This is a genomic window from Cryobacterium sp. PH29-G1, from assembly GCF_030063365.1.
In the GTDB taxonomy this organism is placed as follows: domain Bacteria; phylum Actinomycetota; class Actinomycetes; order Actinomycetales; family Microbacteriaceae; genus Cryobacterium.
Genome location: NZ_JASISY010000004.1, coordinates 1 through 18,364, shown reverse-complemented (window position 1 = coordinate 18,364; position 18,364 = coordinate 1). Strand labels below are relative to the sequence as shown.

The window sequence follows — 18,364 nt, the reverse complement described above, 5'->3', positions numbered from 1 at the left end:
CTGGGGATTCCCCAGAATTCTGATCTAGGGTTCAGAATAATGTTCACACGCCTCCTTCAGGCACTGTTTTTAATCGGTGCCGCCGCTGTTCTTCTGGTCCTCACCTGGCCGCAAGCGTTCGGTCTGCACAACAGTTGGATCGTCGCCCACCTCGTGTCGTTCCGCGCGATCGCCGTGGTCGGTGCCGTCGGCGGCATCGTTCTGTGCGGCCTGCTGCGCTTTATTCGCCCATTGCGGCGCACCTTCGGCATGGCCATGGTGCTGCTCGTCTTGTTCGCGGTGGCCAATGTGGGCATTCTGACCTCCCGCGGTTTCACCGCCGGCACCGAAACGGCCGGCAGCCCGTCGGCCAGCGTGCCGGCCGACACAGAACCGGGGTCCGGCTCCATCACCGTCCTGAGCTGGAATACGCTCGGCGACGCTCCCGGAGCCGCCGTCATCGCCCAACTCGCCGTGGCCCAGAATGCGGACGTTGTCACCCTGCCCGAGACGACGGAAGAGACCGGGGTGCGCATCGCCGAGGCAATGCGCGACGCGGGCCGGCCGATGTGGGTGCACACCCTCGCTTTCGATCTGGTGTCGAAAGCACGGTCAACGACGCTGCTGATCAGCCCCGACCTCGGCGAGTACGCAGTGAGCAATGCGGCCGGGTCCGGTCCTCCCGGCAATACCAACGTTCTTCCCACCGTCGTGGCCCAACCGGTCGACGGAAATGGCCCGACCATTGTCGCCGTGCACGCCGTCGCTCCGATCCAGTACGAGATGTCGAATTGGCGCAGCGACCTCGACTGGCTCGCCACCGTGTGCCAGACCGACGATGTGATCCTGGCCGGCGATTTCAATTCCACTCTCGACCATATGGCCGGCCGCGCGAGCGGAAGTGCGCAAAGCGTGCTGGGCAACTGCGCGGATGCCGCGCTGTCGGTCGGTGCGGCAGCCGTCGGCACCTGGCCCACCAATATTCCCGCTCTGCTGGGCAGCCCCATCGATCACGTGATGGCTACCCCGAATTGGCAGGTGAACGCGCTGCAAATCGTGGAGTCGCTCGACGACGCCGGCAGCGATCACCGTCCGGTCGTGGTCACGCTCACGCCGGCCACGTAACATCCGTCGCAGCATCTGCACAAACCCGATCGGCCGCTGCCCAGCGTGCGGTGCGAGAATGGAGGAATGGCTGATACCACTGCTTCCGCACTTATTCCCGCTGCGCGCTCGAACGAGAACCGTTCGACCACACCGGACTCCACCGGCTTCAAATCGTTCATCGCGAGCGGTTGGGCCGACCATACCGATGTGCTGCCGCCCGCCCGCGAACAGGCGCCCTTCGCCGCTGCGCGGCGCGAGCGCCTCTCCGCCCAATATCCGGGTGCGCGCCTGATCATTCCGGCCGGTCGGTTGAAGCAACGCTCCAACGACACCGACTACGCCTTCCGCGCTCACTCCGCTTTCACCCACCTCACCGGCTGGGGCAGCGACAGCGAACCCGGTGCCGTGCTCGTACTCGAACCGACTGCGGCCGGCGGCCACGACGCGACTCTCTACTTTCGGGAGCGCGCCGGCCGCGATTCCGACGAATTCTATGCCAACCCCGACATCGGAGAATTCTGGATCGGCCCCCGCCCCTCGATTGCCCAGGTCGCCAGCGACCTGGCCGTTGCTGTGCGCGGCATCGCCGACCTCACTGCAGTGCTGCTCGCGGTCGACAGCGAGACCCTCGTACTGCGTGAGGCCGACCCCACGTTCACCGAGCAGGTGGATGAAGCCCGGCTGCGCTTCGCCGCCGAGCGGGTACTCGGCAGCAATGCCACCGACTCCCCGTTCAGCATCGAGATCAACGCCGAGCACGAGCCCGACGCGGCCCTGACACGCGATCTCTCGGAACTACGCCTCGTGAAAGATGCGTGGGAGGTCGCGCAGATGCGCCTCGCCGTCGCGGCCACCGCACGCGGGTTCGACGATGTCATCGCCGACCTGCCCCGGTCGAGCGTGCACGCCCGGGGCGAACGCCTTGTCGAAGGCGTCTTCAACACCCGTGCACGCAGCGACGGCAACGCGGTCGGCTACGACACCATCGCGGCCTCCGGCCCACACGCCTGTATTCTGCATTGGACCCGCAACGACGGCGTCGTCGCCCCCGGCGACCTCATCCTCATCGACGCGGGTGTGGAACTCGACAGCTACTACACCGCCGACATCACCCGCACCCTGCCGGTCAACGGCGTATTCAGCGAGGTGCAGCGTCTGGTCTACGAGACGGTACGCGAAGCAGCGGATGCCGCCCTGGCCGTTGTTCGCCCAGGCGCGGTTTTTCGCGAGGTGCATGCCGCCGCGATGAAGGTCATCGCCCGGCGCACCGCCGAGTGGGGCATGCTCCCGGTTACCGCCGAGGAAGCCCTGCTGCCCGAGAACGGCCAGCACCGCCGCTATATGGTGCACGGTACCAGCCATCACCTCGGGCTTGACGTGCACGATTGCGCGCAGGCCCGTCGCGACATGTACATGGACGGAGTGCTCGAACCGGGCATGGTCTTCACTATCGAACCGGGCCTGTACTTTCAGCCGGACGATCTCACCGTTCCCGCAGAATTTCGCGGCATCGGTGTGCGGATCGAAGACGACATCCTGGTCACGGAAACCGGAGCGGAAAACCTCTCCGCCGCCATCCCGCGTACCGCCACCGACGTCGAGGCCTGGATCGCCGCCGCCCAGCGCTAACCCCGTGTTACTCAGGCGGGGGCGTCTGCGGGCTTGGGGCTAGCGGCGTCTCGGGTGCGCCAGCCAGAAGGTTACGGGCGCGGTTGAGCAGTTCGGGATCGACGATGAGTTGATAGTCGCTCGCGATCACCTGCGTGGTCGACGTGAAGTCACGCCGGCGCCGGTTGATGGCGTAGCTCGCGATGCCGAGCAGCATGCCGAAGCCGGCACCCATAATAAGGGCGGCAAATACGAACGGCAGGCTTGACCCGGTGGGCGAGAACAGAAAGAACAGAATTCCGAAGAAGATTCCGATCCAGGAACCGGATGCTGCGCCAGCGAGAGCGACTCGGCCGTAGGTGAGTTTGCCGGTGACCCGTTCAACGCTCTTGAGATCGTTACCCACGATCGAGAGCTGTTTCACCGGAAATTCCGCCTTGGCCAACGAATTGATCGCGGCCTGCGCCTCGGCATAGGTGCTATACGTGGCGAGTACCTCACCGCGCGGCAACACCGGGGGCAACACCGAGCGGCGACGGGAAAAAAGACTCTGGTTGCTCATAGCAACATTCTTTCACGCTCCCCTGAACGTGCAGCCGCGTGCTTTGACCGGCGCACGGCCCCACGGCGGCACCGCGAAATGACGAACCGTTCGTGCCGCGCCCCCATTGTCAGGCCAGTGGCCTACATTTATATGGTGAGTGCCACCAGAGTTTTTGTTGCCCGACTGGCCGGGTGCACCGTTTTCGACCCTGCGGGCGACCGCGTGGGCAAGGTGCGCGATGTTCTCGTGGTCTACCGAAAAAACGACCCGCCCAGCGTCGTCGGCCTGATCGTGGAGATCCCGGGTAAACGGCGCGTGTTCGTCTCGATCAACCGCGTCACCAGCATCGGCAGCGGCCAGATCATCACGACCGGTCTGATCAACGTTCGCCGCTACGAACAGCGCGGCGGCGAGGTGCGTGTCATCGCCGAATTGCTCGGCCGCAAGGTGCTCTTCAACGACGGGTCCGGCGAAGCCACCATTGAAGACGTCGCGATCAAAGAAGGCACCGAGGCCGACTGGGCCATCAGCCAACTGTTCGTGCGCCGCCCCAAGACCAGCGCCTCGCCGTTCGTCAAGGGCGTCACGACGTTCGCCACCTGGGCCGAGGTGCGCGAGAAATTGACCAAGGGGCAGGCGCAGTCCGCCGAACACCTCATCGCCACCTATTCCGATCTCAAACCGGCTGACCTGGCCAATACGCTGCTGGACCTACCGCGCGAGCGCATGTTCGAGGTAGCGGGCGAGCTGCCCGATGACCGTCTCGCCGACGTGCTCGAAGAAATGCGCGAGGCCGACCAGGTCAGCATTCTGACCAGCCTCGGTGACGCCCGCGCCGCCGACGTGCTCGACCAGATGCAACCCGACGATGCCGCCGACCTCATCGCCCAACTGCCCGAAGAACGCGGCGAGCAACTGCTCGACCTGATGGAGCCCGAAGAAGCCGAAGACGTACGTTTTCTGCTCACCTACGCCCCCGACACCGCCGGCGGGCTCATGACGACCGAGCCGATCATCGTCTCGGCCGACGCCACGGTTGCGGAGGGCCTTGCCCGCATCCGTCGTCACGATCTGGCGCCGGCGCTCGGCGCGGCGATCTGCGTGACCCTGCCCCCCTACGAGGCGCCTACCGGGCGTTTTCTCGGCATGGTGCATTTTCAGCGGATGCTGCGCTACCCACCGCACGAACGCCTCGGCACGCTGCTCGACGCCGGCCTCGACCCGGTCACCGCCGACACCTCAGCCGCTGAAGTCAGCCGTATTCTCGCGAGCTACGACCTCGTCTCGGTTCCTGTCGTCGACGAGAACTATCGACTGGTCGGGGTGGTGACGATTGATGACGTGCTCGACTATTTGCTGCCCGACGACTGGCGCAGCCACGACGGTAACGATGACGTGCGCCGCCGCGCCGCCGCCCGCAGCGAGTTGAGGACCGGTAGCATTCCGCTGCCCGGAGCGCAGAGGATGACTCGTGGCCCGCAATAATCGCGCCGATCTGCGTTTGGATGCGCCCAAAGGGCTGCGCAGCGGCAATATCGTGGGTCTCGGCCGCAACGGCCACTCCCGTGACCGGTTCGGCCGCTTCACCGAGGCCATCGCCCGCGGTATGGGTACCCCGTGGTTTCTGCTCGGGCTCACGTTCTTCGCCGTCGCCTGGATCTCGTGGAATACCCTCGCCCCGGAGGCCTGGCGATTTGACTCCGTCGCGCTCGGTTTCATTGCCCTTACTCTCGTACTGTCGATGCAGGCCTCCTACGCCGCGCCGATGATTCTGCTCGCCCAGAACCGGCAGGACGACCGTGACCGGGTGCAATTCGAACAGGATCGACAGCGCGCCGAACGCACCCTCGCCGACACCGAGTACCTGGCCCGCGAGGTTGTGGCGCTCCGCATCGCCATCAAGGACATGGCCTCGAAGGACTTTATTCGCGCGGAGCTGCGGGCATTGCTCGAGCACCTGGATGACCGCAGCGAGTCCGACGACGCCCCGCAACCCAGCACCACGGAAAGCCGCCCGCACGTATGACTTCTGCACCCCTGCCCGACAGCATCCGCTCGAGAGTCTTCACCGCTTTGGCTGGAGTGACCGACCCGGAAATTCGCAAACCCATCACAGAGCTCAACATGGTGTCCGACGTGACGGTGAGCGACACGGGTCTGGTGACCGTCGGCATCCGCTTGACCATCGCTGGTTGTCCGGCCGCCCAGCGCATTGAGAGCGATGTTCTCGCCGCGGCCGAGTCGGTGTGCGGGGCGGGCAACGCGAGCGTTGAGGTCGCGATTATGACCCGCGAACAGCGCACCGCCCTCACCGAAAAGCTGCGTGGCGGTCAGCTGGAACGCAGCGTGCAGTTTGGGCCGGAGTCCCTTACTCGGGTGTACGCCATCACGAGTGGCAAGGGTGGCGTGGGCAAATCCACCGTCACGGCGAATTTGGCGGTGGCCCTGAGCGCGGAGGGGCTGCGGGTGGGCATCGTCGATGCCGACGTGCACGGATTCAGCATCCCGGGCCTGCTCGGCCTCGTACACGAGGGGCTCGCCGTCAAACCGACCCAGGTCGGCGACATGATTCTGCCGCCCATCGGCCACGAGGTAAAAGTCATCTCGATTGGAATGTTCATCGATGACGCGTCGGCCGCGGTCGCCTGGCGCGGCCCCATGCTGCACCGCACCATCAAGCAGTTCCTCACCGATGTCTACTTCGGCGACTTGGACGTGCTCCTGCTCGACCTGCCGCCGGGCACCGGCGACGTCGCAATCACGGTCGGCCAGCTCCTGCCCCACGCCGAGGTTATCGTCGTCACCACCCCGCAGCCCGCCGCGGCCGATGTGGCCGAGCGCAGCGGCACCGTGGCACGGCAGACCGGGCAAACCGTGTACGGCGTGATCGAGAACATGTCGGCGATGGTGCAGCCAGACGGCAGCCTGCTGGAACTGTTCGGCACCGGCGGCGGTGCCGAAGTAGCCCGGCGTTTGTCGCTCGGCCAGCCCAACCCGGTGCCGGTTCTTGCGCACATTCCGCTGAGTCTGCCGCTGCGCAGCGGCGGGGACGCCGGGTTGCCGGTCGTGCTCGGCGCGCCGGACGACCCCGCCGCCCGCGCTATTCGAGAACTCGCCCGCAGCATGAAGACACGGGCCAGGGGCCTGGCGGGCGTGAGCCTCGGACTCACACCGCGCTAGCTGCACACTCGCAGCTACTCCTTGAGCTTGGCCAGCGTCGCCGCGTGGTCGGGAACCTCGTGGTTCTCCTCGCGCGGCGGCCGCTCGTAGTCGGAGGCCGGCGGGCGCGGTGGAATGTGTACCTTGGGCGGGTCGATCTTTTCATAGGGCACGAGCGAGAGCAGATGGTTGATCACGTTCAACCGGGACACCCGCTTGTCTTCGCTCTCCACCACCCACCACGGCGCTTCGGCGATGTCGGTGTGCACGAACATCTCATCCTTCGCCTTGGAATAGTCGGCCCATTTGGTGATCGACAGCACGTCCGTCTCGGACAGCTTCCAGCGTCGCATCGGGTCATTCAGACGGGACCGAAAGCGGCGCTCCTGCTCCTGGTCAGACACCGAGAACCAGTACTTAATCAGCAGAATTCCGTCCTCAACGAGCATCCGCTCGAACAGGGGCGCCTGGTGCAGAAAGCGCCGGTATTCATCGGAAGTGCAGTAGCCCATCACCCGCTCGACGCCGGCTCGGTTGTACCAGGAGCGGTCCATCAGCACGATCTCACCGGTCGACGGCAGGTGCTCAATGAAACGCTGAAAGTACCATTCGCCACGCTGACGTTCGGTGGGCATCGGCAGGGCGACGATGCGGGCAACGCGCGGGTTGAGGTACTCCGTGATGCGCTTGATCGCCGAGCCCTTGCCCGCAGCATCGCGGCCCTCGAAGATCACCACGACCCGCGCACCGGATGCTTTCACCCACTGCTGCATCGTGACGAGTTCGGCCTGCAGCCGCGCCAGTTCGGCCTCGTACACCTTTTTCTTGATGCGCTGAACTTGGGGGGGGCTTTTTGACATCGCGACTCCTTTACGAACGAATGTGGTGCCTTAGGTGGCCTCAGAATCGAACGGGGCCGGCTCGAGCGCGGCCAGGGCCGCCTCTCGGGCACGTTTGCGCTTCAGATATGCGCCGTCGGGGTTGGGCTCGGCGCGAGAAATGGTCGCGGACGTTTCTTTGAAGGGATCTTCGTCGGCGAGGGCTTCCCGAATGATGCGGCGCGGGTCATACTGGCGCGGGTCCAGTTTTTTCCAGTCCAGATCGTCGAATTCCGGGCCCATTTCATCGCGCATGCGTTCCTTGGCACCGTTTGCCATGTCGCGGAGTTGGCGCACCAGTCGGGCCAGCTGGGCCGCGTAGTGCGGCAATTTGTCGGGTCCGAGCAAGAAGACAGCGATGATCCCGATCAGAAGAATCTTCTCGAACGTCAACCCAAACATGTCCTTAGAATAACTGCCCGGCGAGGCATCCACAGACCACACGCGCCCCGGCCCTAGTCTTGACGTAATCATCTTCTGGAGTTATTTGTGTCTGACATTGAACTGAACTGGAAATTCTCCGACGACTGTGTCGTGGAGTCCGAAGCGATCGCGCGTGCGCGCCAGCAATCCCTCGAGTTGGGGATCGACGCGATCGCGCCGTCCGTCGGTGCGCAATCGGCCGTCATCGCCGCCGCAACCGGGGCGCGCAGCATTCTCGAAGTCGGAACGGGGGCGGGAGTGTCGGGTATCTGGTTGCTGACCGGGGCGCCCGGAGCAACCTTGACCTCGATTGATACCGAGGTCGACCATCTGCAGCACGCCAAGGCGAATTTCTCCGAGGCCAAGATTCCGGCCAACCGGGTGCGCCTCATCACCGGCAAAGCCGGCGAGGTACTGCCGCGCATGAATGAGAATTCTTACGACATTGTGTTCATCGACGCCGACCCGCAGTCGGTCATCGAATACGTCGAACACGGACTGCGCCTGGCCCGACCTGGTGGAACCGTACTGGTCGCCCACGCCCTCTGGCGCGGCCGAGTCGCCGACCCGGTGCAGCGCGACGATGTCGCGACCGGGTTTCGCACCCTGCTCACCGAGATCGCCGCATCGAGCGCCGTAATCAGCGCCCTCTCCCCCGTTGGCGATGGACTGCTACAGATCACCAAATTGCGCGCGTAGGTTCTCGGCCGGCGGGCTCGGCTAACCGGCTCCACCGCTCAGCCCTGAACGGGTACACAGAAACGGCCGCGCATTCACTGCGCGGCCGTTCCTGGTATCACGTGTGGTTCTGAGCCAGCACGAGGCTATTTCGCCGCAGCGACAACCCCGGCAAGCGCATCGTGAAGTTCTTTGGCCTCGGCGTCGTTGACTGAGACAACGAGCCGACCCCCACCTTCGAGCGGTACACGCACGATGATCAGGCGCCCCTCTTTTACCGCCTCCATTGGACCGTCTCCGGTCCGTGGCTTCATGGCCGCCATGAACTCCCCTTCCATTCGTCTTTGTATACCCATTATCGACCATCACGGCCTGAGACGTAAATTCAGGTCGGATTAGGTATTAGATCGGGGGTTTGTTTCGGCTCCCTAGCGAGGAGTTCCGACTCGGGATCTTTCGACGGATGACGTGGTGTGCGCCCCCAAGCAGGTCGGCCCGCTATAGCCAGCAGAGCCGGCACGAGCACCAGGATCACGATGAGTACATAGACGGCTATGGCCGTGGCGAGGCCAAAACCGAACATCGTCACGGTTCGTTGGTCATTCAGAATAAAGCTGCCGAAAACCACGACCATGACGGATGCCGCGGCCAGAATCACCTTCGCCGTGGCGGCCAACGCATCGCGAACCGCCAGGTTCGGATCTCCCGTGCGGGCGAGCTCCTCCTTGACACGGCTGAGCAGGAACACTGTGTAGTCGGTAGACAGGCCAAAGAGCACGGCGAAGAGCATGACCGGAACGAACGACTCCACCGGCCCTGACATGACCCCCAGCCAGTCGGCGGGCCACCAGCCCCATTGGAACACGGCCACGACGGGTCCATATGCGGCCCCCACCGCGAACAGGTTCATGATCACGGCCATGGCCGCGATGAACGGTGCCCGGAACTCGATCAGGAGAACGATGAAGGCCAGCACCACGACGATCAGGATGAACCAGCCGATCTGCGCCAGCAGCGTGTCAGCCAGATCGATACTGGTCGCCGTCGCGCCGCCGACGTGGGTGCTCGCGCCCGGCGCCGCCTCGGGCAGAACAGTGTCGCGCAGTTCGTGAACCAGGGTCTCCGTGGCCGCGTCATCCGGTGAACTCGTCGGAATCACCGTGTAAAGCGCGGTTGACCCGTTCGTCCCGAACCGCGGCGGGGTAACTGCGCTGACACCCTCCGTCGCCGCCAGCTTGGCGTGCAGTGCAGTGCTCGCGGCCTGGCTCTCGGTCGGCGTAGAATCGGCTCCGAAGTCGACCGTGACCAGGAGCGGACCGGCCCAGCCCGCGCCGAATCCCTCCACGATCAGGTCATAAGCCTTTCGCTGGGTGGTGTCGGCAGCTTGGGACCCACCGTCGGCCGTTCCGAGGCGAAGCGAGAGCAGCGGCACGGCCAGAATGGCCAAAACCAGGATCGAGGCGAACGCGGCGAGCCATCGGCGGCGCTGGATTCTTTCGACCCAGCCGTGCCATCCCGCCCCAGGCTGAGATTCAGCGCGGCCGGCACCATTGGGCCCGGCAGGGCCCGTTACACCCGCGGGAGTCTTCGTGCCGATCCTGCGCACGCGCACGCGGTCTAGGTTTCGGCCGAAGATAGCGAGCAGCGCCGGCAGCAAGGTAACGGAGGCCAGCATCGTCGCGCTCACGACGATGGCACTGGCCAGGCCGAGTGAGGAGACGAACGGGATTCCGATGGCATACAGGCTCAAAATGGCGATGATCACAGTAGCGCCGGCGACCAACACCGAGCGACCTGCCGTGGTCATGGCCGCTTCGATAGCGGCGTTCGGAGCCAGACCCCGCCGCATCCCCTCACGGTGCCTCGTCACGATCAGCAGGGCGTAGTCGATGCCGACGCCCAGACCGATCATGGCGGCAACGATAGGACCGGACGTGCCGATGGTCACCGTCGAAGCGAGCATGGTGATCGAGGCGAGCCCGACGCCGAGGGCGATCAGGGCGGTGACGAGCGTGACCAGCATGGCGAAAACTGAACCAAACACGATCAACAGCACCAGGGCGGCCGCGAGCAGCCCGTAGGCTTCGCTGCCGGATGGCCCGGACTCGGCCTGAGCGGCGGGGCCACCGAATTCGACTTGTCCGCCGGCGACGCGCACGCCCTCGAATGCGGCCTGGGCCTGGGCCAGCGTCTCCACCGGAATGTCCTTTGCCCGCGCCGTGAATTGGATCGTCACCATAGCCGTCCTGCCGTCGGTGGACACCATGGGCTGGGGCGGTTCGTACGGCGACCGGGCCGCGGCGACGCCGTCCAGGGCGGCGACCGTGGCCACGGCATCCTCCACCGCAGCGCGCAGTGCCGGGGACGTGACGGACTCCGCGGCATCCGTGCTGTGCACGATGGCTTGCATGCCATCACCGGCCAGCTCGGGGAACTGCTCGCGGAGGGTGTCGTATGCGGCCTGCGAGTCCGTGCCGGCGAGCGTCAGGTCGTTGTTGAAAGTGCCACCGATCGTTCGACTGCCGAGCACGGCCCCGAGGATCAGCACCAGCCAGATTGCAACCACTATCCAGCGGTACCGGGTTGACATGCGAGCGAGTGCAGAAAGCACGGGTAGTCCCATCATGGTTCATCGACTCCGACAGCCCATGTGGGCCGCCTGAACCGAGACTAGACGAAATGAGACAGCGTTGTCTAGTTTTTGGACGTCCTCGCCGTTCCGTCCGTGGCGATCCCGCCGACCAGGGTACGAAAGATGAGGTCAGCCACCTCCGCCTCGGAGTGCTGCGCCAAGGGCGCCGCCCGCACGGCTGAAATGAGCAGGGAGGCCAATGCCGTGACGATCCATTCCGGCGACAGGTCGGCACGAATATCGCCCTCGGCCTGCCCCCGCATGACGACCCCGACCAACGGGGCGAGAACCTGGTCACGCTGGGTCAAAAATCGCGCGTTGTGGTCGGGCGCCCGCATCAGAATGATGCGAAAGCGCATCCCCTGCTTGCCCAGTGAACCGACCACGCGCTTGAGCACCTCGAGCGCGCTTCCCTCGTCGAGACGGCACGCCCTGAGCGTCTCCGACGCGCGCGACAGTGCCTCAGCCTGGATGGCCGTGAGCAGAGACTGCCGGTTGCTGAAATGACGATATAGAGTCGCTCTGGTCAGTTTTGCCGCCTGCGCGACCTCCGCCATAGAGGAGTCGGGATTGCGGGCGAGCTCGTCGGCCGCGGCCTCAAGGAGGGCCCGGCGATGTCGTTCCACGTCGATGCGCGGAATCGCTGACTGTTTAGGGCTGGGCATGCTGCCTTTCCGAGGAGTACGTCGACCTCGACCATACGCGAGGAAATCATCAGTGCGGGGAATTTTACGGCGGTGTCCAGTCGTAACCGTCCACGCGCCAGCAGATCAGCAACCAGCCCCACTGCCCGGCCACCAGGAGCAGCATGATCGCCACCCGGTAGATTCGGCTACGGGGAATCGCGGCGACGCCGAGCAATGGAAACATCGGCATCAGCAGCCGAAACGTGCTGGACTGCGGAAAGAACACGGCGAGCAGATACAGCCCGTAACTGACCAGCCAGAGTCGCAGGTCCACGCCCAGATGGCGCACAGCCGGTGTGAACAGCAGCACGGCGAAGGTGAGGATGAGGGCGACGACCACAATAATGCCCCACGGACTCCCCAACCACCAGAGTCCGCTCTGAAACCAGGCCGTGAACGGCACGAGCTCCTGATAGCCGATGTACGGTGCGCGCCAGGCCAACTCGGTGTCGGTGTAGGCCGACATTTGGCCGGTGACGGCCCAGGCAGTCGCCGGCCAGGCCAGGCCCATGAACGCACTGAACAGGGCAACGGAGGCCGCCAGCAGACGCTCTCGGCGCGGGAAGGGATCACGAGATCGGGTAACAAAGCGATAGATGACGTGCAGTCCCAAAGCGAGGGCGAAAGCGAGCCCGCTCGGCCGGGTCAGGGCCATCACCGCGATAACGGGATAGAGCAGCCAGTATCGGCGCTCAAGCAGCAGGTACAGGGCGAGAGTCAGAAAAAATAGGTACATCGATTCGGCATAGGCGAACTGAAGAATCGGCGACAACGGTGCGACGCAGAACAGCACGACCGCGAATAGGGCCGTGGGCGATGGCTGTACGCGCACCATGAGGCGGTAGAACAACAAGGCGGTGCCGAAACTGAAGGCGACCGATACGAAAACCGCCACGGGCGCCCATGGAAAACCGGTGAGCACCATCAGCAGTCGCGCGAGCACCGGGTAGCCCGGCATGAACGCCCACGCGTTCTCACCGATCTGCCCGGCCTCGGTGCTCGGCAGCACGCCCGGGTACCCGACTGCAGCGACGATGTTGTACCACCGGCCGTCCCACATTGTGGCGAAATCGGTGTATTTCGGGCTCGCACCGGTCCAGGCGTTGGGCTCCTGCGCCCTCGCCAAGACCAGGATGAGGCTCGTCGTGACCAGGCGTGAAAGCGCCCAGACCACGAATACCTTGCCCCACCACGGGGTCAGCCGGTAGCGGGCGTGCCAGTGCGCCGGGAGCCAGCGAGTCGGCGACCGTCGCGGGAGGAGCATCCGCTCAGTCATCATCGGGCTGGGGCGCGTCGTTAGCTCACCGACGTGCTCAGCCAGTCGCGCAGGCCGTTTTCGCAGGCCGTGATCTCGGCCACTGCCACGCGTTCATCGTCGGCGTGCGCCTTGAGCGGGTCGCCGGGGCCGTAGTTGACGGCAGGCACGCCGAGCGCGGAGAATCGGGCGACGTCGGTCCAGCCATATTTGGGAGCGGCGACGCCGCCGACGGCGTTCATGAACTGCCGGGCGAGCGGGGCGTCAAGGCCCGGTCGGGCTCCCTCAGCGCGGTCAACGACGGTGAGGTCGTAGCCGTCGAACAGTTCGCGCAGATGGGCGACCGCTTCGTCCGCGCTGCGGCTCGGCGCGAAGCGGTAGTTGACGTGCACCATGCATTCGTCGGGGATGACATTGCCGGCGACCCCGCCGGTGATGCCAACCGCGTTGAGACCCTCCCGGTAGACGAGGCCCTCCACCTCTACCTCGCGGGCCTGATACCCGGCCAGAATATTGAGAATCGGTGCGGCCTTGTGAATGGCATTCTCGCCGACCCAACTCCGCGCCGAGTGGGAGCGCAGTCCAAAGGTGCGAAGCTCAACGCGCAGGTTGCCGTTGCAGCCACCCTCGATCTGGCTCTTGGTCGGCTCACCAAGAATGGCGAAATCGCCCACAAACAGGTCGGGTCGGTTGCGTGCCAGACGGCCGAGCCCGTTGAGATCATCGGAGACCTCCTCGTGGTCATACCACATCCAGGTCACGTCCACGCTGGGGTTGCTCAGTTCGGCGGCGAGCTTGAGCTGCACGGCGACGCCGGCCTTCATATCGACCGTGCCGCGACCCCAGAGGTACTCCGTGCCCTCGATGGTCTCGTAACGGGTGGGCAGGTTGTCGTTGAGCGGCACGGTGTCGATGTGCCCGGCAATAACAACCCGCTGTGCTCGGCCCAGCTGGGTTCGGGCGACGACGGTGTCACCGTCCCGAATGATTTCGAGGTGCTTGAATCCGGCGAGGGCAGCGACGATCGCGTCGGCGAGGGCTGTTTCATTGCCCGACACCGACTCCATGTCACAGATTTGCCTGGTCAGTTCGATGGACGTGGCCGTGAGGTCAAGCACGGTGAGCTGTGCTGACTCTGCTGGGGCGGTGGCGCGGGTAGAGGGGTCCGGAGTCGTAGAAGTCACCCTACTAATCTAGAGGTATGCCCTCCGTTGTTTCCGAAAATGCCCCGCCCGCTTCCTCAACCCAGGCCTGGGGGTATGGTCTCGCGACCGTCGCCGCCGATGGCACCGTGCTTGACACGTGGTTTCCGTCCCCTGCGCTCGGTGCGCTGCCGGCCGGCCGCGATCGTTGGATTGTTCCCGCCGAACTCAGCGAAGCAGCCGTCGACGATGCCCGCCGGGCGGTTCGCCTCGAAGCGGTCACGGTAGAAATCACGCTCTCTGCGGCGCCGGCGAGCACGTCGGACGCGTACCTGCGCCTGCACCTGCTGTCCCACCTGCTCGTTCTGCCGAACAGTATCAACCTCGATGGCATCTTCGCCTACCTGCCCACCGTGGTCTGGACCAACGCTGGCCCGATGCTGCCGACCGACTTCGCCCGGCTGCGCCCGAGCCTGCAGCGCGCCGGCATTCAGGCCAGCGGCGTCGACAAGTTCCCACCATTGCTCGACTACGTCGTGCCGACCGGCGTGAGAATAGCGGATGCCTCGCGCGTGCGGCTCGGCGCCCACCTCGCCCCCGGCACCACCGTGATGCACGAGGGATTCGTCAACTTCAACGCCGGAACCACCGGCTCCTCGATGGTCGAAGGCCGAATCTCCCAGGGTGTGGTAGTCGGTGACGGCGCCGATATCGGTGGCGGCGCATCCATTATGGGAACCCTGTCTGGTGGAGGAACGCAGCGTATTTCAATCGGCGCTCGCGCGCTGCTCGGAGCCAATTCGGGCGTGGGCATCGCGATCGGTGATGACAGCGTGGTGGAGGCCGGGCTCTACGTCACGGCGGGCACCAAGGTTGTTCTGGTCGGCGAACCGGTCACTTCCAACGGCACTTTGCCAACGGTGAAAGCCGTCGAACTTTCCGGCGTGCCCAACCTGCTGTTTCGCCGTAACTCGGTCTCCGGCGCCGTTGAGGTGCTCGCGCGTGCCGGCAGCGGCATCACCCTGAATGCCGCGCTGCACGCCTGATTCCGCAGCGCCCAGCGCCCGCGTGCTCAGCGGATGTCGGTGGGTTCCGCTAGCATCCGGGTAGCGGAACCCGAGCTTTTCGACGACACGTTGCAGGCGGCCCGCACGATTTACCCAACGCACGAGGGAGTGATGTGGGCACCGACGCACCGCGCAGCAAGGGCCACCGTCGCGTTCGGCGGGTGGTGATTGCGCTCGGGATCGTGGTCAGCCTCGTCGTGGTCACTGCCGGGCTCGGCGTCTGGACGGTCACCCGCTCGTTTCCCACGCTGGCGGGCACCGTCAACATCACAGGGTTGTCGAGCGCGGTAACCGTGACACGTGACGACGCCGGCATTCCGCAGATCACGGCCAAGACGGCATCGGACCTATTTCTTGCGCAGGGTTACGTGCACGCCCAGGACCGCTTCTGGGAGATGGACTTTCGCCGCCATGTCACGAGTGGTCGTCTATCGGAGTTGTTCGGTGAGAGCCAGGTCGGCACCGATACCTTCGTGCGCACGCTGGGCTGGCGGGCCGTCGCCGAGCAAGAAGTGGACCTGCTCGACCCGGTGACCCTCGGCTATTACCAGTCCTACGCCGATGGCGTGAACGCCTACCTCGACGACCATCACGGCGCAGACCTGTCGTTGGAGTACGCGGTGCTCGGTTTACAGAACTCCGGGTACGAGGTCGAACCGTGGACCCCAGCCGACTCCGTTGCGTGGCTGAAAGCCATGGCGTGGGATCTTCGGTCCAACCTCGACGACGAGATCGACCGGGCGCTGCTGTCGACCACGCTCACCCCCGCCGAGGTCAACCGGCTTCACCCCGACTTCCCGTACAGCCAGCACCCCACCATCACCGGCAGTCAGGCCGTGACCGTGCCGCTGGCCGGCGCGCCGCAAGCCGCCGAACCCGGCACCGATTCAACGGATGTCCCGGTCGCGCAGCAGCCGGTCGACGTCAACTCCTATGCCGGCGCACTCAACGAACTGCGCGCAAACCTCGGCTCGGTGCCCGAACTTCTCGGGCCGGCCGGCGGCGAGATCGGCTCCAATTCCTGGGTCGTTTCCGGCGCGCTCACCGACACCGGCCTGCCTCTGCTCGCCAACGACCCGCACCTCGGCCCCGCCCTGCCCTCGGTCTGGTATCAGGTCGGGTTGCGTTGCCAGTCGATCAGCGCGGAGTGCCCCTTCGATGTCGCTGGGTACAGTTTCTCGGGGATGCCCGGCATCATCATCGGTCACAATGACCGCGTGGCGTGGGGCTTCACCAACCTCGGCCCCGACGTCGCTGATCTCTACGTCGAGAAAGTCACCGGCGACAGCTACGAATTCGACGGTGTGGCAAAGCCGCTGCTGTTGCGCGACGAAAAGATCGCCGTTGCCGGCGGCGACGACGTGAAGATCGAGATACGTTCGACCGAACACGGTCCGCTCCTGAGCGGTTTTGCGGGAACCGCCTACCCGCAGATCGCGAGTGACTTTCCCGTCGCCGCCGGGATGCCCACGCCAGCTCCGGCCGAGGCGGGCGCTGAACAAACCACCTATGAGCTATCGCTGCAGTGGACGGCGCTGACCCCCGGGCGAACAGCATCCGCTATTTTCGCCCTCAATCAAGCAACGGACTGGACGAGTTTCCGCGCCGCGGCCGCTCTGTTCGAGGTTCCAGCGCAAAACCTCACCTATGCCGACGTGGACGGCAATATCGGCTACCAGGCGCCGGGTCTCATTCCGATTCGGGCCAGCGGCAACGGTACATTGCCGGTGCCGGGCTGGACCAGCCAGTACGGCTGGACCGGATACATCCCCTTTGACGCCCTGCCTACTTCCTTCAATCCGCCTAGCGGATACATCGTCACGGCCAACAACGCGGCCGTTGACCCGAGCTACCCCAGTCTATTGACCGCCGATTGGGATCTGGGTTACCGAGCCAACCAGATCACTGCGCGGCTGCAAGAACTCATCGCTGCGGAAACCCCGCTGACGAAAGAGCTGATGAGTGAGATTCAGGGTGACAATTACAGCGCCATTGCTGCGGCGCTGGTGCCAGCTCTGCAGCAGGTGCGCCTCACCGGCAATGCCGTCGAGGCGCAAAAGCTGTTCGACGGCTGGGATTACCAAGTCGACGCCGACAGTGCCGCCGCTGCCTATTTCAACGTGATTTGGCGCACACTGCTGAAAGACATGTTCGCCGACAAGATCGATGCCGGTGCTGCCCTGACCGGTGGTGACCGATCGTTCGCTGTGGTCACGAGTTTGCTCGATCAGCCAGACTCCCCGTGGTGGTCGAACGCGGCGCGCGGCACCGTCGGCGAGGACAGCATGCTTCGGCGGGCCATGACGGATGCCGCGGCCGAGGCCGCCGATCTGATGGGAACGAACCCGGCGGATTGGCAGTGGGGCGACATCCACACCCTCGACCTGAAGAGCGCCACCTTCGGTGAATCGGGGATTGCCCCGTTGGAGTGGTTGTTCAACCGTGGTCCGTACCACCTGGCCGGAGGTTCGTCCGTCGTGAACGCTGTCGGCTGGGATGCGACCCAGGGCTACCAGGTGGACTGGGTGCCCTCGATGCGGCAGGTGATTAGCCTGGAAAACTTCGACGACTCCACCTGGATCAACCTCACCGGGGCATCGGGTCACGCCTTTCACGCCAACTACACTGATCAGGCACCGCTTTGGAGGGACCATGAGACCCGCCCATGGCTGTACACACCGGCCGCCATCAACCGCGACGCGAGCGACGTTCTTACCCTCGAGCCAGCCGCCTAGCCTGGTTCGCAGCACTATTCGCAGTCGGGATCGCAGCTGAAATCGCAGCTGGCATCGCATTCGCAGTCGGGACCGCAGCCGGGTTCTGGATCGTCGTCGAATTCAGATTCATGGTCGGTCAGATTCGCAGTCGCGTTCGCTGCCAGTTTCGCAGCCGGTGTCGCGGCCAGCATCGCGGCCGTATCGCGTCGGAATCGCAGTGATCTCCGGTCTCGAACGGTTCAGTTGAGGTAGTCGTCGCCCACGCGACCCGGACTCGGGTCGTTCCCATCTCGCCGGTTGATCCCGTCGTGTGGGTCAATCCCGTCGTGTAGGTCGAGCCTGTCGTGTAGGTCGAGCCTGTCGTGTAGGTCGAGCCTGTCGAGACCATCGTGCAGTCGCCCGCCGGTAGCTGTCGTGCCAGTCGCGGGAGGGAGCGGACTCTCAATGAGTGGGGGCGCCGGGACGGGCGTCAGGTTCTGGGTCAGGAGG

16 protein-coding genes are annotated in these 18,364 nt (G+C 64.9%); 8 read left to right on the top strand and 8 right to left on the bottom strand.

What is annotated here, in order from left to right; translation table 11 throughout:
- The first annotated feature begins 39 nt into the window (after positions 1-39).
- Together QMK22_RS06555 and QMK22_RS06550 are read left to right on the top strand one after the other, a co-directional pair.
- Positions 40-1,104 (top strand): endonuclease/exonuclease/phosphatase family protein, encoded by a 1,065-nt coding sequence (locus QMK22_RS06555; protein ID WP_283496827.1) that lies wholly within the window; start codon positions 40-42, stop codon positions 1,102-1,104.
- 66 nt (positions 1,105-1,170) lie between these two features.
- Entirely contained in the window at positions 1,171-2,715 is a 1,545-nt protein-coding gene (locus QMK22_RS06550) for an aminopeptidase P family protein (RefSeq protein ID WP_283496826.1), read from the top strand.
- A 7-nt stretch (positions 2,716-2,722) separates the two neighbouring features.
- Here the strand turns inward: QMK22_RS06550 and QMK22_RS06545 are convergent, their stop codons facing one another.
- Positions 2,723-3,256 (bottom strand): YflT domain-containing protein, encoded by a 534-nt coding sequence (locus QMK22_RS06545; protein ID WP_283496825.1) that lies wholly within the window; start codon positions 3,254-3,256, stop codon positions 2,723-2,725.
- Between the two features lie 135 nt (positions 3,257-3,391).
- On the opposite strand from QMK22_RS06545, the gene QMK22_RS06540 reads away from it, so the two are divergent.
- The 3 genes from QMK22_RS06540 to QMK22_RS06530 are packed head-to-tail and all read left to right on the top strand — an operon-like array spanning position 3,392 to position 6,418.
- Positions 3,392-4,723 carry a magnesium transporter MgtE N-terminal domain-containing protein gene (locus QMK22_RS06540; RefSeq protein WP_283496824.1) on the top strand — a complete coding sequence of 444 codons (1,332 nt, stop codon included), beginning with the start codon at positions 3,392-3,394 and terminating at the stop codon, positions 4,721-4,723.
- The gene (locus QMK22_RS06535; RefSeq protein ID WP_283496823.1) at positions 4,710-5,264 is read left to right on the top strand and encodes a DUF1003 domain-containing protein; all 555 of its coding nucleotides are present in this window, start codon (positions 4,710-4,712) and stop codon (positions 5,262-5,264) included. Before QMK22_RS06540 ends, QMK22_RS06535 begins: the two co-directional genes overlap by 14 nt.
- A complete protein-coding gene (locus QMK22_RS06530; protein WP_283496822.1) occupies positions 5,261-6,418 on the top strand; it encodes an Mrp/NBP35 family ATP-binding protein in 1,158 nt (385 codons plus the stop codon). The genes QMK22_RS06535 and QMK22_RS06530 overlap by 4 nt, the downstream gene beginning before the upstream one ends.
- Before the next feature lie 14 nt (positions 6,419-6,432).
- Here the strand turns inward: QMK22_RS06530 and ppk2 are convergent, their stop codons facing one another.
- Entirely contained in the window at positions 6,433-7,257 is an 825-nt protein-coding gene (gene ppk2, locus QMK22_RS06525; RefSeq protein ID WP_283496821.1) for a polyphosphate kinase 2, read from the bottom strand.
- Between the two features lie 30 nt (positions 7,258-7,287).
- Positions 7,288-7,677: a sec-independent translocase gene (locus QMK22_RS06520; protein ID WP_283496820.1), complete on the bottom strand. Its 390-nt coding sequence runs from the start codon at positions 7,675-7,677 to the stop codon at positions 7,288-7,290.
- An 87-nt stretch (positions 7,678-7,764) separates the two neighbouring features.
- Between QMK22_RS06520 and QMK22_RS06515 the strand changes: the two genes are divergently transcribed.
- Complete coding sequence (locus QMK22_RS06515; RefSeq protein ID WP_283496819.1) at positions 7,765-8,397, top strand: O-methyltransferase; 633 nt, start codon at positions 7,765-7,767, stop codon at positions 8,395-8,397.
- Between the two features lie 125 nt (positions 8,398-8,522).
- Here the strand turns inward: QMK22_RS06515 and QMK22_RS06510 are convergent, their stop codons facing one another.
- The 5 genes from QMK22_RS06510 to dapE form a co-directional block, all read right to left on the bottom strand.
- Positions 8,523-8,699 carry a DUF3117 domain-containing protein gene (locus QMK22_RS06510; protein ID WP_092108645.1) on the bottom strand — a complete coding sequence of 59 codons (177 nt, stop codon included), beginning with the start codon at positions 8,697-8,699 and terminating at the stop codon, positions 8,523-8,525.
- A gap of 62 nt (positions 8,700-8,761) precedes the next feature.
- Entirely contained in the window at positions 8,762-10,942 is a 2,181-nt protein-coding gene (locus tag QMK22_RS06505; RefSeq protein WP_283496818.1) for an MMPL family transporter, read from the bottom strand.
- Positions 10,943-11,070: 128 nt separating this feature from the next.
- On the bottom strand, positions 11,071-11,673 hold the full coding sequence (locus tag QMK22_RS06500) for a TetR/AcrR family transcriptional regulator (protein WP_283496817.1): 603 nt from the start codon (positions 11,671-11,673) through the stop codon (positions 11,071-11,073).
- 64 nt (positions 11,674-11,737) lie between these two features.
- Positions 11,738-12,958, bottom strand: a complete 1,221-nt coding sequence (locus tag QMK22_RS06495) for a putative hexosyltransferase (protein WP_283496816.1) — start codon at positions 12,956-12,958, stop codon at positions 11,738-11,740.
- A 32-nt stretch (positions 12,959-12,990) separates the two neighbouring features.
- Positions 12,991-14,067 carry a succinyl-diaminopimelate desuccinylase gene (gene dapE / locus QMK22_RS06490; protein ID WP_283497104.1) on the bottom strand — a complete coding sequence of 359 codons (1,077 nt, stop codon included), beginning with the start codon at positions 14,065-14,067 and terminating at the stop codon, positions 12,991-12,993.
- An 83-nt stretch (positions 14,068-14,150) separates the two neighbouring features.
- Between dapE and dapD the strand changes: the two genes are divergently transcribed.
- The gene (dapD, locus tag QMK22_RS06485; protein ID WP_283496815.1) at positions 14,151-15,137 is read left to right on the top strand and encodes a 2,3,4,5-tetrahydropyridine-2,6-dicarboxylate N-succinyltransferase; all 987 of its coding nucleotides are present in this window, start codon (positions 14,151-14,153) and stop codon (positions 15,135-15,137) included.
- Between the two features lie 134 nt (positions 15,138-15,271).
- Positions 15,272-17,893 carry a penicillin acylase family protein gene (locus QMK22_RS06480; protein WP_283496814.1) on the top strand — a complete coding sequence of 874 codons (2,622 nt, stop codon included), beginning with the start codon at positions 15,272-15,274 and terminating at the stop codon, positions 17,891-17,893.
- The last annotated feature ends 471 nt before the right edge of the window (positions 17,894-18,364 follow it).